Raw genomic sequence first — 13,780 nt, 5'->3', positions numbered from 1 at the left:
TCTACAGCGCCCTCACGAACTTGAAGCTGGTCCGCGCGTAGCCCAGCGCCTCGTAGAACCGATGCGCCTCCTCGCGGCGCATGTTGCTGGTCACTTCCATGCGACAGCAACCGAGCGCTCGGCAGCGCGCCTCCGCCTCGGCGACAAGCGCGCGTCCCACGCCGCGCCCGCGCGCGTCCTCGGCCACCACCAGGGCGGAAATGCCGGCGATGGCGCCAGGTCGGTGCAGGCTTGGCGCGACGGTCCGGACCAGCACGCCGAGGAGAGCGTCCCCCTCGTCCCAGACCAACGGCGGCAGACCTTGGGAGAGAAAGGGCGCCAGCCGCGCCGCGACCTCGTCGGCGGCCGTCGGGTAGCCGAGTTCACCGATCAGCGGCGCGAGCGCCGCGGCGTCGGCAAGCCTCGCCTCGCGGATCATCTCACCTTCGCCGCCGCTTCCCATTCCAGGAAGGCGGGATCGGCGAGCACGCGCTCGGCCCAGGCCCGAGCCGATCCCTCAGGGCCTGCATCGTCGCCGTAGGCCGCCAGGTCGATCTGGTAGGTGCGAAAACGGGTCGCCACCGGAGCATAGAAGGCGTCGGCGATGCTGTAGTCCGAACCCAGCAGCCAGGGACCGCCGAACCGCGAGAGCAGGTCGCGCCACAGGCCGACGATACGGCGGACGTCCTTCCGGGCATCCTCGGTCAGGTCCGGCGTCGGCAGGACCTCGCCGAGCGCCATCGACATTTCCATTCGCACGCCGCGAAAGCCGGAATGCATCTCGGCGACCGCCGAACGCCCGACGGCCCGCGCCGTCGCATCGTCGGGCCACAGCTTCGCCGCGGGGAAGCGTTCGGCCAGGTATTCGCAGATCGCCAGGCTGTCCCAGACCGTCAGGTCGCCGTCCTTCAGGGCCGGAACCCAGCCGGACGGAGAATGGGCCGCGATGGCGGCGGCGGTGACCTCGGCCTGGCGCAGAGGGATCCGCACCTCCTCGAAAGCAACGCCGAGACGCTTCAGCACCAGCCAGGGTCGCAACGACCAGCTCGACCAAGCCTTGTCGCCAATCACAAGTTGCATCGATCACTCCCGCACCGGGGTCTCATGCCAGAGGCCGTGCCGTTTCGGAACAGGACGGCGCCAGATTGATCCAGATCACCGGCGAAATGACCATTTCAGCGGGTAAAATCCATGGAACACAACTTGAAGGCGTTAATTTGCCGTCAACCTAGACGGTAGCTCTTGGAGAGGAACCACCCCATGTCGAAGTTCACCACCGTCGCCGGCGCCGCCCTCCTGGCCAGCGCCCTGTTCGCCACCGCCGCCAATGCCGGCGGCTACAACAGCCACAGCTATCGTCCCTCCGCCCCGCGCAGCGCCGTCAGCGTCGATCTCGATGTCGGCAAGTCCAGCCACGGCCGTGGCGGCTCGCTCGTCGACGCCGATGTGAACCTGCTGAACAACAACGGCCGCCGCGGCGGCTCCGTGGCCGACGTCGACCTTTCGGTCGGCTCGCAACATCGCGGCGGGTCGCTGCTCGACGCCGACGTCGACCTCCTGAAGAACGGTCGCGGGGGCTCGCTGCTCAGCATCGACGCCAACGTCGGCAAAAAGGGTCGCAGCGGCGGCCTGCTCGGCCTGGGCATCGGCCTCGGCGGCGTGGGCTTCTGATCCACCGCTTCAGCGAAGGGGCCTCCGTCTTCGCACGGAGGTCCCACCGTCTTCCCCAGATGCAAGGTTCAAGGCTCATGACCGTCCGCCGATCCCTCGCCGCCGCCTTCGCCGTTCTCGCGCTCGCCCCGCTGGGCGCCTGCGCCACCGCCACGGACCTGCGCCCAGACGGCAACTACGCCACCCCGATCGGCGCGTCCCGCGTCACCGCCAATCCAACGCCCTATTCCAACGCCCTGGTGTGCTTGGCCTATCGCGCCCGCGCCGCGCGGCTTCCCGCCCCCAGCGTGGCGGTGGGACGGATCGGCGACTACACCGGCGCCCTGGACCCGACCGGCACGGGGGCCACCCGCGTGACCCAGGGCGCGGCCCTGATGGCCATGACGGCCTTCGGGAAGGCCGGCTTCCCACTAGTCGAGCGGTTCGACACCGCCGTTTCGGCGCTCGAAGTCGCCTACGACGGCCAGGACATGCTGGAGAAGGCTAGCCGCGCCGAACCGGCCATCCCGCGCTCCGACTATTATCTGGTCGGCGGCGTGACCGAATTGAACGCCGACATCCGTACGAGTTCGGCGGACGTGAATTTCCTCAAGCGCGGCGAATACGGCGCGGGACGCCAAGTGCTGGTGATGAACGTCGGCATCGACCTTCGCCTGATCGACACGCGCACTCTGCGGGTAGTCGACATGGTCTCCTACCAGAAGCAGGTGGTGGCCAAACAGGTCGGCGTCGACCTGTTCGACGGCCTCTCCGGCGGCCTCTTCAAGGTCTCGGCCGGCTCAGGCGCCAATGAGCCCCTGCAACTCGTCGTCCGCTCGCTGATCGAGCGCGGCGTGGCCGAGATGGGCGCGGGCCTCTACCGCATGCCGGCCGGCCAATGCCTGACGATGGCGGAGGAAGGGAGCGGCCTGGCCGGGCCGCGCTCCTAAAGCGGCGTCAGCGATCGGGCGTCGATTTCGGCTTGGCCGCCGTCATCTCCGGCGGCAGACCCAGTCGGCTGCCGATGAAGCCCGCCGCGCCCTGGCTCCTGCCCCAGGCCTCGCATTCCCGCGGCTCCGCCTTACGCTTCACCCGCCGCGGCGCGCCCTCGGACTTGAAGGGATCGCCGCCCCGCTCCAGCAGCTTGGCGAAGTCCTTGCCGAAGGCCTGGGCCAAGCTGAAGGCGTCGCCGATCGACGAGGCGCGGGCGTTGGTGGTGAACATGTCGGCCCCACGCGCCCACACCATCGCTGCCTTGGGCGCGCCCTGACCGTCGGTCGCCACGCCCTCGACCACCAAGCTGCCCATGCCCACCGGCAGGCGCGGGGTGAAGGGGACGGGCGAAATGAAGCCGGCGATCTGCGAGACGGCGGCTGAGCCTGAGCTGGTCGTTCCCAGCCGCGTGATGTCGGCCCGCACGGTCAGGTCGGCGGGCCGGCCCTCGTCCACGACTTCGAAATGCCGGCTCAGCCGCTTGCAGAGCGTCTGGTTCAGCGCCGTCAGCAGCACCTCGCGCTGGCGCCCGTTGATGTTGTCGTCGGCCGCGTCGGCCACCGTCGCCGGCTGCAGCTGCACAGTCCGCGCCGCCCGCACGGCCGGTGCATCGACGCGGAACGCGGCCCGCGCGCGCATGCCCCTGGTTTCGGTCAGCTCACCTCCCGCGCCGCCCAGGCTGGCCGACGGCGTGGCGTCGACGCTGGCGCAGGCGGTCAGGCCCGCCGCCCATGTGCAAACGAGGCCGGAGATTGTCAGCAGACGCACGAAATTCTCCGGAGCAGCGGTCCGACGGTAAACACACCAAGCTACGTTTCGCTCAACGTCTCGGACGCATTTCTTGACAGCGACGGCGCGGCCTTCCAAGCACCGCGCGAGTTTCTGGAGCTGTTCGATGATCCCCCGCTACGCCCGTCCCGAGATGGCCGACATCTGGTCGCCGCAGACCAAATATCGCATCTGGTTCGAGATCGAGGCCCACGCGGCGGACAAGATGGCCGAGTTGGGGACGATCCCGAAGCAATCGGCCGCCGCCATCTGGGAACACGGCCGCAATGCGGTGTTCGACTCCGACCGCATCGACGAGATCGAGCGCACCACCAAACATGACGTCATCGCGTTCCTGACCCACGTGTCGGAGATCGTCGGCCCGGAAGCCCGCTTCCTGCACCAGGGCATGACCAGTTCCGACGTGCTCGACACCTGCCTGTCGGTCCAGCTCGCCCGCGCCTCCGACATCCTCATCAACGACGTCGATCTCGTGCTGGCGGCGCTGAAGAAGCGGGCCCTAGAACACAAGCTGACCGCCACCGTCGGCCGCAGCCACGGCATTCACGCCGAGCCCACCACCTTCGGCCTCAAGCTCGCCGGACACTACGCCGCGTTCCAGCGCGCCAAGGAACGCCTGGCCATGGCGAAGTTCGAGATCGCCACCTGCGCCATCAGCGGCGCGGTCGGCACCTTCGCCAACGTCGATCCGCGCGTGGAAGAATATGTGGCCGAGAAGATGGGCCTCACCGTCGAACCGGTCTCGACCCAGGTCATCCCGCGAGACCGCCACGCCGCCTTCTTCGCCGCCCTCGCCGTGGTCGCCTCCTCGATCGAGAACCTGGCCGTCGAGGTGCGCCACCTGCAGCGCACCGAGGTTCTGGAGGTCGAGGAATTCTTCTCGCCCGGCCAGAAGGGTTCGTCGGCCATGCCGCACAAGCGCAACCCGGTGCTGACCGAGAACATGACCGGCCTCGCCCGCCTGGTCCGCTCCGCTGTCGTCCCGGCCCTTGAGAACGTCGCCCTCTGGCATGAGCGCGACATCAGCCACTCGTCGGTCGAGCGCGGCATCGCGCCGGACGCCACCGTCCACCTCGATTTCGCCCTGCGCCGCCTGGCGGGCCTGATGGAAAACCTGCTGGTCTATCCGGCCAACATGCAGAAGAACCTCGACCGCCTTGGCGGCCTGGTTCACTCGCAGCGTGTGATGCTTGGCCTCACCCAGCACGGCGTCAGCCGCGAGGACGCCTACGCCGCCGTGCAGGGCAACGCCATGAAGGTCTGGCGCGGCGAGGGCCAGTTCCTCGACTTCCTGAAGGCCGACCCGGTGGTCTCCAAGGCCCTGACCGACGAACAGCTCGAGAGCCTGTTCGACCTCGGCTACCACTTCAAACACGTCGACACGATCTTCCGCCGCGTGTTCGGCGACGACGCGGTCTAGCCCTTTCGGTGAAGCGTCACCTCGCCCCGGTCGTCGACGATCGCACCCGCGTGCTGATCCTCGGCAGCCTGCCGGGCGAGGCGTCGCTGGCCGCCCAGCGCTACTACGCCCATCCCCGGAACGCCTTCTGGCGCCTCCTCGGCGACGCCCTGGGCGATGATCTCTCCGCCCTGCCCTACGAGACCCGCTTGGATCGCCTGCGCGCGCGGGGCGTCGGCCTGTGGGACGTGGTCGCTTCGGCCACGCGCGAAGGCAGCCTCGACAGCGCCATCCGCCTCAGCGAAGCGGCCGACCTCCAGGGCGTGATCGACACCCTGCCGGCGTTGCGCTGCGTCGCCTTCAACGGCGGCGCGGCCGCGAAGATCGGGCTCAAATCTCTCGGTCCCTGGACGGACCGGCTGGCCGTGTTGCGCCTGCCGAGCTCCAGCCCCGCCTTCACCCAACCCTTCGCCCGCAAGGCCGAAGCCTGGCGCGCGCTCGCCGCCTACTTCTGAGCGGCCTCAGCGTCCGGTTTCGAGAAGATCGGGCCGCCGTTGTAGCTGATGTACATCTTGCCCTGACTGTTCGAGACCGGCACCCGGTGCGACCTCATGAAGTCGAGGCCCAGCACCAGGTTCGGCTGGCTGGACATGTTGAGCAGCATCAGCGCCGTCTTGCCGTTGCCCCCACCTCGACCATCGGCGCGCCACGCCGTGTATCGACCTTCAGGTCGGCGATCTTCTTGAACTCGCAGGCGGCCAGGGCCGGCCCGGCGGCAAGCATCGCGGCGCAGGCCGCGAGCGCGGCGGAAACGACCTTGCTGTTCATGAAGGCGCCCGCCTCACAAGGGGTGCGGGCAGCCTGGGTCAGGATCGCCGACCTGGCGAGAGACCAAGACCGGCGTTTTCTGAATTCAGATGGCCGAAATCAGCCCTCGGCGTCCAGCTGGCCGCGGGCCACGGCCAGCAGCTCGTTCATCTTCATGCGCACTTCGCCTTCGCTCACGCCCGAGCCGGCGCCCTTCAGGTCGCCGAACACCTTGCGCAGCACGTCTTCGTCGCCCGGCTGCTCGAAATCCGACTTCACCACCGCCTTGGCGTATTCGGCGACGGTCTCCAGGCCCATCACCCCGGCCGCCCATTCGCCCAGCAGGCGGTTGCGGCGCGCGACGACCTTGAACTCCTGCTCCTGCTCGAGGGCGAACTTCCTCTCGAAGCCCTTTTCGCGGTCGTCAAACGTGGTCATCGAAGCCTCTGTCTCGAACTCGAGCGCTGTCTATAGCGCCTCCGGGGATGGGGCAATGACAAGAGACAACTCGCCGCGCCCCGAGGTTTGCGCCGCCACGCCCCATGGAGTAATTTCCGCCTCGACAATCACCTGAGCCGCCTTGAGTCGGAAACACGCGCGCACCGCCAGACCGGTCCGCGCGATTTTTCATTTCCGCCGCCTCGCGGAAGACGATGGGCGCTCGAGAGACCGTGGCATGACGAAGAACCGCAAGAAGATCTACGAAGGCAAGGCCAAGATCCTCTACGAGGGCCCCGAGCCCGGCACCCTGATCCAGTACTTCAAGGACGACGCCACGGCGTTCAACGCCCAGAAGAAGGCGGTGCTGGAAGGCAAGGGCGTCATCAACAATCGCATCAGCGAGCACGTGATGAGCCGGCTCGCCGCCATCGGCGTGCAGAACCACTTCATCAGGCGCCTGAACCTGCGCGAGCAGCTGATCAAGGAAGTCGAGATCATTCCGCTGGAAGTGGTCTGCCGCAACATCGCGGCCGGCTCGCTGTCCACCCGCCTCGGCCTGGAGGAGGGCACGCCCCTTCCCCGCTCGATCATCGAGTTCTACCTCAAGGACGACAAGCTGGGCGACCCGATGGTCTCGGAAGAGCACATCACGGCATTCAACTGGGCCGCCACCCAGGAGATCGACGACATCATGGCCATGACCCTGCGGGTGAACGACTACCTCACCGGCATGTTCGGCGCCGTCGGCATCAGCCTGGTGGATTTCAAGATCGAGTTCGGGCGCGTCTACGAGGGCGAGTTCAGCCGGGTCATCCTGGCCGACGAGATCAGCCCTGACAGCTGCCGCCTGTGGGACCAGGCCACCAACGAGAAGATGGACAAGGATCGCTTCCGCCGCGATCTGGGCGACATCATCGAGAACTACGCTGAAGTCGCTCGCCGTCTCGGAATCATGAAGGAGATGCCGACCGTGATCCAAGGGGGCATTTCCTGATGGCCAAGGCCAAGATCCACGTCTTCCTCAAGCCCGGCGTGCTCGACGTTCAGGGCAAGGCGGTCGAAAGCGCCCTGCACGGCCTCGGCTGGCCGACGGTCGAGAACGTCCGCGTCGGCCGGGTCATCGAGTTCGACCTGGGCGAAGGCGGCGCCGACGACGTCAAGGCGATGTGCGAGAAGCTGCTCGCCAACACCGTCATCGAAAGCTACCGCGTGGAGATGTCGTGAAAGCAGCCGTCATCGTCTTTCCCGGCTCCAACTGCGACCGGGACTGCAAGGTCGCCGTCGAACGCTCCGTCGGCGGCAAGGTGGAGATGGTTTGGCACGGCGAGACCGCCCTGCCCAACGACCTCGACCTGATCGTCCTGCCCGGCGGCTTTTCCTACGGCGACTACCTGCGCTGCGGGGCCATGGCGGCCCTCAGCCCGGTCATGCCCGAGGTCGTCAAGGCCGCCACGAACGGCGTCGCCACGATTGGCATCTGCAACGGCTTCCAGATCCTCTGCGAAGCAGGCCTGCTGCCTGGCGCGCTGCTGCGCAACGCCGGCTTGAAGTATGTGTGCAAGCCGGTCGACCTCGATGTCGTCAACGGCCAGACGCGCTTCACTGCCGCCTTCGGCGAGCAGCGCCAGGCCCGCATGACCGTCGGCAACGGCGAAGGCAACTTCTTCGCCGATGAAGAGACGCTCGACCGTCTAGAAGGCGAGGGCCAGGTGGTGTTCCGCTATCGCGACAACCCCAACGGCTCGGCCCGCGCCATCGCCGGCATCGTCAACGCCCAGGGCAACGTCCTCGGCCTGATGCCGCACCCCGACCGCGCCTTCGAGACCGACCTCGGCTCCGCCGACGGCGCTCTGGTGTTCCAAAGCATCCTGGCCAGCGCCTAGGCGGAAGGACCGCCCTCGTCCTTCGAGGCCCGCTCGCGCGGGCGCCTCAAGATGAGGACTACTTCCAGCTCAAAGCATCATTCGAAATCCTCATCCTGAGGTGCGAGCGAAGCGAGCCTCGAAGGACGAGGATTTCGCCCCTCACCCGCCCTCGATCGCCGCCTTCACCGCCGCCGCGAAGTTCCGTGGGTTGGCGACGTGGGCGAAATGCCCGTCGCCCGGCATGTCGGTGATCTTCGCGCCCGCGATCATCCCGCGCAGCTGATGCGCCCCGTCGCGCAGGAAAGGCGTCGTCGCCAGTCCGGCCAGGATGTGCGTACGCGCCGCGATCGACGCATAGTGGCGGAGGTCGGCGCCCAAGGCGTCGATCTGCTCCAGTTCCCGCACCCAGGTCGGGGTCAGGGGCATGCACAATCCCCACAACGGCGTTTGCCGCACCATGGGGATCGCCGCCTTCGGCATCCGCACGAAGTGAATCATCGCGTGTTCCAGCGCCCCGTCCAGGTCGCCGGCCACGACCAGGTCGCGATAGACGGCCAGCGGGGGTCCGGCCACTGGCCCATCGACCGCCAGCGGCGGCTCGTAGAGCACCAGCATCCCGCCCATGGCGTGGCGCTCCGCATAGGCCAGGGCGCACAGCGCCCCGAAGGAATGCCCCAGCAGGTTCGCCCCCGGACCCGCCACGGCCATCATCGCCGCGATGTCGCCCACCTCGGTGTCGAGGCTGTAGTCCGCGGCGTCGCCGCTCGCCCCGCGTCCCCGCCGGTCATGGACGAAGCAGGTGAAGTCGCGCGCCAGGTGCTCCGTCGCCGGCAGCCACTGCTCCTTGGTGGCGATGCTGCCGTGGGTGATCACCAGCGCCGGCCCCGTCCCGCGGCGGAAGTAGCCGATCTCCACGCCGTCGGCGGCCTGGGTCGAATGCTGAGAGATGTCCGCCACGCCCGCTCCTAGAGTCCCAGCGCCTTCAGCTGCTGTTCGATCACCGCCTTCACCTCGGCGGACGGGCCGGGGTCGGAGGCGCGCGCCACATTGCCGATGTAGCCGATGTCCTTGAACCCGGCCTCGGTCGTGTAATAGGCCCCGATCGTCAGGTAGCGGAACCGCTTGAAGAACGGCGTGCCGACCTGGGCGGCCGGGGCCCCGCCGCGCCGGGCCGGGTCCTTCAGCGCCGCCGACAGCGCCGTCAGACCGTCGACCAGCAGCGGCCGGTCCGCCACCTGGTTGGGATAGGGCGCGCTCACCCATTCGTCGAAGAAGTCCGGGATGCCCAGGCTGCTGGCCGAGGGCGCCGTCCCGCTGGCCGGCAGGATGAAGTCGCACAGCGTCGCGGCCGCCTGCAGCTGGTCCCTCGACAGGATACGCGGCCACGCCGCCTTCACCGGCGGGTTCAACCTCGGATCGGAGCCATAGCCCTTGGCCTCGGCCGCCCGCGCCCCGAACACCGCCCCCGCGTCCACCGCCGTCGCGGCGGCGACGACGCCCATCCAGGCCAGCGCGGTCCGCCGATCGATTCGGGAGGTGTAGCCGTCGTCGCTCATAGCGCCCCCTGCTTGGCCATGGTCGCCAGATGGTCGGCCGAGCGCCAGGACAGCGCCAGAATCGACAGCGTCGGGTTCTTGTCCGGGCTGGAGGTGAACACGGCCCCGTCCATCACGAACAGGTTGGGCACGGCCCAGGCCTGGCCGAAGCCGTTGACCACCGAGTCCTTCTCCGAGGCGCCCATGCGCGCTGTGCCCACCTCGTGGATCATCGCCCCGCCGGGGCGGATGGCCTTCTTCCCATCGGTCTCGACATTCCCCACCGGCTTGCCGCCCAGCCGGTCGATCACCTCAAGGAAGGTCTTGACCATGTGGGCGGCCTGCAAGGTCTCGCTCTCGCCCCACCTCCAATGGAAGCGCAGCACCGGGATGCCCCACTTGTCCTTCACCGTCGGGTCGATCTCGCAGTAGCAGTCATCGTTGGGGATCATCTCCCCCCGCCCGTTGAAGCCGATGGTGCTCCCGAAACGCTGTCTCAGCTTGCCGCGCAGCGCGTCGCCCACGCTGTCCTCGTCGTCCGGCAGTAGTCCGGCCACGCTCATCGACGGCATCCGCCGCCCGCCCCCGATCTCCATGTGATAGCCGCGCGGGAAGCCGAACTCTTTCTGCCGGTCGTGGCCCCACCAGGGCGCGTAGAGGTGGTGCACGCTCATGCCGTCGTCGTTGGTCGGCGGCAGGCCCTCCAGGGCCGGAAACTGGCCGGTCACGCCCAGCCCGACGCTGTCCATCAGATAGCGCCCGACAACGCCATTTCCGTTGCCGATTCCGTCGGGAAACAGCGAGCTCTTGGAGTTCAGCAGGATGCGCGCCGTCTCGCCGGAACCCGCCGCCAGCACCACCGAGCGGGCCGCCGCCGAGCGGTGCTCGCCGGTCACCCGGTCGACGTAACTCACGCCCTTGGCCTTGCCCGCCCGGTCGAGGTCCACCTGATAGACCAGCGCATTGGTCACGATGGTCAGGTTGCCGGTCTCCATGGCCGGCGGCAACAGCACCGTCGTCGACTGGAAGTTCGCGCCGATCGAGCAACCGCGCCCGCAGGGCGTGGCGAACACGCAGGTGTTGCGCCCCTCCATCGGCTGGCTGACCACCGCCCCGCGACCGGGCAATACCGGAATGCCCATGGCCGCCAGCGCCCGCGAGTAGAACAGCTCGAACGCCCGCGGCGGCGGCGACTCCATCAGGCAGCCCGGCGGCGAGTCCGGGATGTTCACCAGGTTGCGGGCCGGCCCTGCGCCGGTCACCCCGATCAGCTTTTCGGTCCGGTCGTACCAGGGCGCCACCTCGGCATAGGTAATCGGCCAGTCGTAGCCCAGGCCATCGCGGCTGTGCGGCTTGAAATCCAGGTCGCCGAAGCGCAGCGACACGCGCGCCCAGTGGTTCGTCCGGCCGCCCAGCATGCGCGGCCGCCACCAACGGAAAGGATCGGAGCCCTCGGCCAGGGTGTAAGGCTCGTTCGGCACCTCCCAGCCGCCGTCGACGGTGGCGTCGTAGAAACCGCCCTGCTTGTCCGGCGTCGAGACCGCCCTCAGCGGCGCCTCGGCGTCGATGTTGAACATCGGCGTTTCGGTGGTCGGGTCGTAGTGACGCCCCGCCTCCAGCAGCAGCACCTTCATCCCCGACCTGGCCAGGTGATAGACGGCCATCCCGCCGCCGGCCCCGGAGCCGACGACGATCGCGTCATAGGGTTCGTCCGCCATGGCCCGCCCTCCCCTTTCGCGATCAGATCACGCCGGCCTTTTTCATCGCCGCCAGCGCGGTGTCGTAGCTCATTTTCGCCGCCTGCTCGGGCGGGAAGCTTGGCGGGAAGCGACCCAGCGGCTCCGGCGAGATCGCCCCGCGATAGCCGATCCGCTGCACCGCCCTCAGGAAGCCTGTCACATCGACCAGACCTTCGCCCGGCAGCACCCGCATGTTGTCGCGCACATCCTCCGCCGGCATCGGCTTGGCGTCCGATAGGTGCACATGGACGATCCGCGCCGGATCGGCCGCCAGGATGTCGGCGATCGACCCGCCCGAGTGATGCCAGTGCCAGATATCCAGCACGGCCCCGATGTTCGGCCCGCTGTCCTGGGCCAGTTGCAGCGTCTCCGGCAGTGTCCAGATGAACGGGATGCGCGGGGCCGGCGGCGCGGTGGGCGGCGGCGCGCCGGGGGCGGGCGGCGGCGGAGTCGGCGAGTGCATGTACGAGGGCCCGAGGAACTCCAGGCCCAACCGAATCTGCGACGTCGCCAGCACCTCGGACATCGCCGCCAGGCGGTCGCGCACCCGCCTGCGCTGCTCGTCCTTCGGCAAGGGGCCGGTCGCCTGCATCACCAGCATCATCCGCTCGCAGCCGATGGCGGCGGCAAAGGCGGCGTCCTCGGCCAACTGGGGCAGCTTATTCCTGAAAGCCTGGTCCTCGCCGCCCAGCGGCTGGGCCACGGGCAGGCTGCAGATCGTCGGGCGAATCTTCAGCTCGGCGAACAGCGCCCTGGTCGCCTCCAGGCCGGCCGCCTTGGCCGGGGCGAAGTCCCAGTCCACCCCGCCGTAGCCGATCCTCGCCGCCAGCCGCGCCTTCTCCGGCCAGGCCGCCACACCTGGGCACGCCGCCCCTGTGATCGAAATCCACAACTGTGAGGCCTGCGCCTGGGCCAAGGCGGGCGTCGCCAACACGCCCACGGCGGCGCCTTCCAGAACCCGTCTGCGAGTCAGCATGTCGTCCTCCCGGGGGCGTCATGCCGCGGTTCTGTCGACCGCAAGTCGGGCGCCCGACCAGGACTAGAGATCGAACAGGAGATTTTGGGAAGGGCCATTGACCGAGTCTGCTTCCTCGCTTCAGCCCCCTGCGCCGCGCCTTCCCGACGGTTAATGCCGACTGACCGCTCTACCTTACCCGCTTCACCGCCGTGATCGCCACCGGGTGCGCCAGTTCCTGGCCGGACATGAACTCGCTCTTGCCGGCGATGGGGTCGCGCAGGGCGTTGATGCGGCGGACCACCTCCATGCCGCGCAGCACCTTGCCGAAGGTGGCGAAGCCCTGGCCGTCCGGGTTGCGCGCACCGCCGAAGTCGAGGCTCGGATTGGCCCCCACGCTGATGAAGAACTCCGAGGCCGCCGTCCCCGGCTCGCCCCGCGCCATGGAAAGCACGCCATCAGTGTGCGGCAGGCCCGTCGCCCTGGTCGTCTCGTGGGCGATGGACGGCAGAGGACCGTCGTCCCTCATAAGACCGCCCAGGATGACCCTGATCGCCGGGATCCGGTCGTTGTCGGGCCGCACCACGCGGTAGAAGCTCGCGCCCTTCCACAGACCCCGGTCGACATAGACCAGGAAATTGCCCGCCGTGATCGGCGCGCGGTCGGGATAGAGCTCGATCTCGATGTCGCCTATCGTGGTGGTCATCACCACACGGGGATGCGTCGTCTGAGCCATGGCCGGACCCGCCATCAGCATCGCAAGCGCGACCATAAGGCTCCTGCGTCCCGGGCTGACCATGCTAGACTTTCCGCCGTGCTGCGCGTTGCCGAATCTACAAGAGGCCGGGACACCTGCCCATGACGCTCGTCCGTAAGCTGGCTCTGCTGGCGGCGGCGGTCTTCGCCATCGTCGCCTCTCAGTTCCACGAGATCACCGGCCTCGGCGTCTCCATCGCCCAGTTTTCGGCCGACGCCGACACGACTCTGCGCGCCGCCGGTTACGCCTTCGCCGTCTGGGGCCTGCTCTACATCGGCATGCTGGCCTTCGCCGTCTACCACGCCACCCCGGCGGGCGACCGCTCGATCCTGGCCCAGCGCACCGCCTGGCCGGCCGCCGGCGCCTTCGCGGCCTGTGGCCTGTGGGTGATCGTCGCCAGCCTGCAACTTTACGCCGTCACCCTGGCGGTGATCGTGGTCGCGGCGACGATCCTGGTCGCGCGCTTGACGGGCCTGGCCGGCGCGGACGCCCGCGCGGCCGAGCGAGGCGACGAGTGGTTCGTGCTCTGGCCCCTGGCCACGCTCGCAGGCTGGCTCACCATCGCCTCGGGACTGAACGCCGTCAGCACGGCCGAGCGCTATCACCTGCTGGCCGACGCTTCGCCCGTGGTCATCGTGGGCGCCCTGGCCGTGGCGCTCATCGGCCTGTCGCTGTTCGTCGGGCTCACAATCCGCAGCCTCTCCTACCCGCTGCTGATCGCCTGGGGCTTGGTGGCGGTGGCCGTGGCCGAGCGCCCGTCGCGGCCGTTGGTCGCCGGCATCGCCCTGGCCGCCGCGCTTGTCTGCCTGGCGGGGGGCCTGATCCTGCGTCGCCGGCCGCCGCCGAGCCTGCGCGGCGCGACCTAGAGGTT

General features: G+C 68.6%; 19 protein-coding genes. 8 read left to right on the top strand and 11 right to left on the bottom strand.

Annotation, left to right across the window (positions count from 1 at the left end):
- Window position 1: 1 nt before the first annotated feature.
- Both ACFLIT_RS06130 and ACFLIT_RS06125 read right to left on the bottom strand, forming a co-directional pair.
- Window positions 2-418: an N-acetyltransferase family protein gene (locus tag ACFLIT_RS06130; protein WP_479910316.1), complete on the bottom strand. Its 417-nt coding sequence runs from the start codon at window positions 416-418 to the stop codon at window positions 2-4.
- Window positions 415-1,059: a glutathione S-transferase family protein gene (locus ACFLIT_RS06125; RefSeq protein ID WP_479910315.1), complete on the bottom strand. Its 645-nt coding sequence runs from the start codon at window positions 1,057-1,059 to the stop codon at window positions 415-417. The genes ACFLIT_RS06130 and ACFLIT_RS06125 overlap by 4 nt, the downstream gene beginning before the upstream one ends.
- Before the next feature lie 180 nt (window positions 1,060-1,239).
- Here ACFLIT_RS06125 and ACFLIT_RS06120 point away from each other — a divergent pair, with 180 nt between their 5' ends.
- Both ACFLIT_RS06120 and ACFLIT_RS06115 read left to right on the top strand, forming a co-directional pair.
- Window positions 1,240-1,650 carry a hypothetical protein gene (locus ACFLIT_RS06120; protein WP_479910314.1) on the top strand — a complete coding sequence of 137 codons (411 nt, stop codon included), beginning with the start codon at window positions 1,240-1,242 and terminating at the stop codon, window positions 1,648-1,650.
- A gap of 77 nt (window positions 1,651-1,727) precedes the next feature.
- A complete protein-coding gene (locus tag ACFLIT_RS06115) occupies window positions 1,728-2,579 on the top strand; it encodes a CsgG/HfaB family protein (RefSeq protein ID WP_479910313.1) in 852 nt (283 codons plus the stop codon).
- 7 nt (window positions 2,580-2,586) lie between these two features.
- Here ACFLIT_RS06115 and ACFLIT_RS06110 read toward each other — a convergent pair whose 3' ends face one another.
- Entirely contained in the window at window positions 2,587-3,390 is an 804-nt protein-coding gene (locus ACFLIT_RS06110) for a DUF3313 domain-containing protein (RefSeq protein WP_479910312.1), read from the bottom strand.
- 127 nt (window positions 3,391-3,517) lie between these two features.
- Between ACFLIT_RS06110 and purB the strand changes: the two genes are divergently transcribed.
- Window positions 3,518-4,831, top strand: a complete 1,314-nt coding sequence (gene purB / locus ACFLIT_RS06105) for an adenylosuccinate lyase (protein ID WP_479910311.1) — start codon at window positions 3,518-3,520, stop codon at window positions 4,829-4,831.
- An 8-nt stretch (window positions 4,832-4,839) separates the two neighbouring features.
- A complete protein-coding gene (locus ACFLIT_RS06100) occupies window positions 4,840-5,325 on the top strand; it encodes a DNA-deoxyinosine glycosylase (protein WP_479910310.1) in 486 nt (161 codons plus the stop codon).
- Here the strand turns inward: ACFLIT_RS06100 and ACFLIT_RS06095 are convergent.
- The 3 genes from ACFLIT_RS06095 to ACFLIT_RS06085 all read right to left on the bottom strand — a co-directional run bounded on the left by ACFLIT_RS06095 (window position 5,316) and on the right by ACFLIT_RS06085 (window position 6,055).
- Window positions 5,316-5,474, bottom strand: a complete 159-nt coding sequence (locus ACFLIT_RS06095) for a hypothetical protein (RefSeq protein WP_479910309.1) — start codon at window positions 5,472-5,474, stop codon at window positions 5,316-5,318. The two genes, ACFLIT_RS06100 and ACFLIT_RS06095, sit on opposite strands and share 10 nt — an antisense overlap.
- Entirely contained in the window at window positions 5,474-5,638 is a 165-nt protein-coding gene (locus ACFLIT_RS06090; protein WP_479910308.1) for a hypothetical protein, read from the bottom strand. Before ACFLIT_RS06090 ends, ACFLIT_RS06095 begins: the two co-directional genes overlap by 1 nt.
- Before the next feature lie 99 nt (window positions 5,639-5,737).
- On the bottom strand, window positions 5,738-6,055 hold the full coding sequence (locus ACFLIT_RS06085) for a DUF1476 domain-containing protein (protein WP_479910307.1): 318 nt from the start codon (window positions 6,053-6,055) through the stop codon (window positions 5,738-5,740).
- A gap of 238 nt (window positions 6,056-6,293) precedes the next feature.
- On the opposite strand from ACFLIT_RS06085, the gene purC reads away from it, so the two are divergent.
- The 3 genes from purC to purQ are packed head-to-tail and all read left to right on the top strand — an operon-like array spanning window position 6,294 to window position 7,941.
- Window positions 6,294-7,052, top strand: coding sequence for a phosphoribosylaminoimidazolesuccinocarboxamide synthase (gene purC, locus ACFLIT_RS06080; RefSeq protein WP_479910306.1), 759 nt, complete (start codon window positions 6,294-6,296; stop codon window positions 7,050-7,052).
- Window positions 7,052-7,282: a phosphoribosylformylglycinamidine synthase subunit PurS gene (gene purS / locus ACFLIT_RS06075; RefSeq protein ID WP_479910305.1), complete on the top strand. Its 231-nt coding sequence runs from the start codon at window positions 7,052-7,054 to the stop codon at window positions 7,280-7,282. Before purC ends, purS begins: the two co-directional genes overlap by 1 nt.
- Entirely contained in the window at window positions 7,279-7,941 is a 663-nt protein-coding gene (gene purQ / locus ACFLIT_RS06070; RefSeq protein ID WP_479910304.1) for a phosphoribosylformylglycinamidine synthase subunit PurQ, read from the top strand. Before purS ends, purQ begins: the two co-directional genes overlap by 4 nt.
- Before the next feature lie 141 nt (window positions 7,942-8,082).
- On the opposite strand, the gene ACFLIT_RS06065 is transcribed toward purQ, so the two are convergent.
- The 5 genes from ACFLIT_RS06065 to ACFLIT_RS06045 all read right to left on the bottom strand — a co-directional run bounded on the left by ACFLIT_RS06065 (window position 8,083) and on the right by ACFLIT_RS06045 (window position 12,888).
- Window positions 8,083-8,880 (bottom strand): alpha/beta fold hydrolase, encoded by a 798-nt coding sequence (locus ACFLIT_RS06065; RefSeq protein ID WP_479910303.1) that lies wholly within the window; start codon window positions 8,878-8,880, stop codon window positions 8,083-8,085.
- 8 nt (window positions 8,881-8,888) lie between these two features.
- Complete coding sequence (locus ACFLIT_RS06060) at window positions 8,889-9,479, bottom strand: gluconate 2-dehydrogenase subunit 3 family protein (RefSeq protein WP_479910302.1); 591 nt, start codon at window positions 9,477-9,479, stop codon at window positions 8,889-8,891.
- A complete protein-coding gene (locus ACFLIT_RS06055) occupies window positions 9,476-11,176 on the bottom strand; it encodes a GMC family oxidoreductase (protein WP_479910301.1) in 1,701 nt (566 codons plus the stop codon). Before ACFLIT_RS06055 ends, ACFLIT_RS06060 begins: the two co-directional genes overlap by 4 nt.
- A gap of 22 nt (window positions 11,177-11,198) precedes the next feature.
- A complete protein-coding gene (locus ACFLIT_RS06050; protein ID WP_479910300.1) occupies window positions 11,199-12,173 on the bottom strand; it encodes a sugar phosphate isomerase/epimerase family protein in 975 nt (324 codons plus the stop codon).
- Window positions 12,174-12,342: 169 nt separating this feature from the next.
- Window positions 12,343-12,888: a peptidylprolyl isomerase gene (locus ACFLIT_RS06045; protein WP_479910299.1), complete on the bottom strand. Its 546-nt coding sequence runs from the start codon at window positions 12,886-12,888 to the stop codon at window positions 12,343-12,345.
- A gap of 122 nt (window positions 12,889-13,010) precedes the next feature.
- On the opposite strand from ACFLIT_RS06045, the gene ACFLIT_RS06040 reads away from it, so the two are divergent.
- Entirely contained in the window at window positions 13,011-13,775 is a 765-nt protein-coding gene (locus tag ACFLIT_RS06040) for a hypothetical protein (protein ID WP_479910298.1), read from the top strand.
- Window positions 13,776-13,780 lie beyond the last annotated feature (5 nt).

Source organism: Caulobacter sp. HJHS_5 (assembly GCF_056683955.1).
The sequence above is the reverse complement of the archived record's forward strand: the minus strand, read 5'-3'. Positions and strand labels throughout refer to the sequence as shown.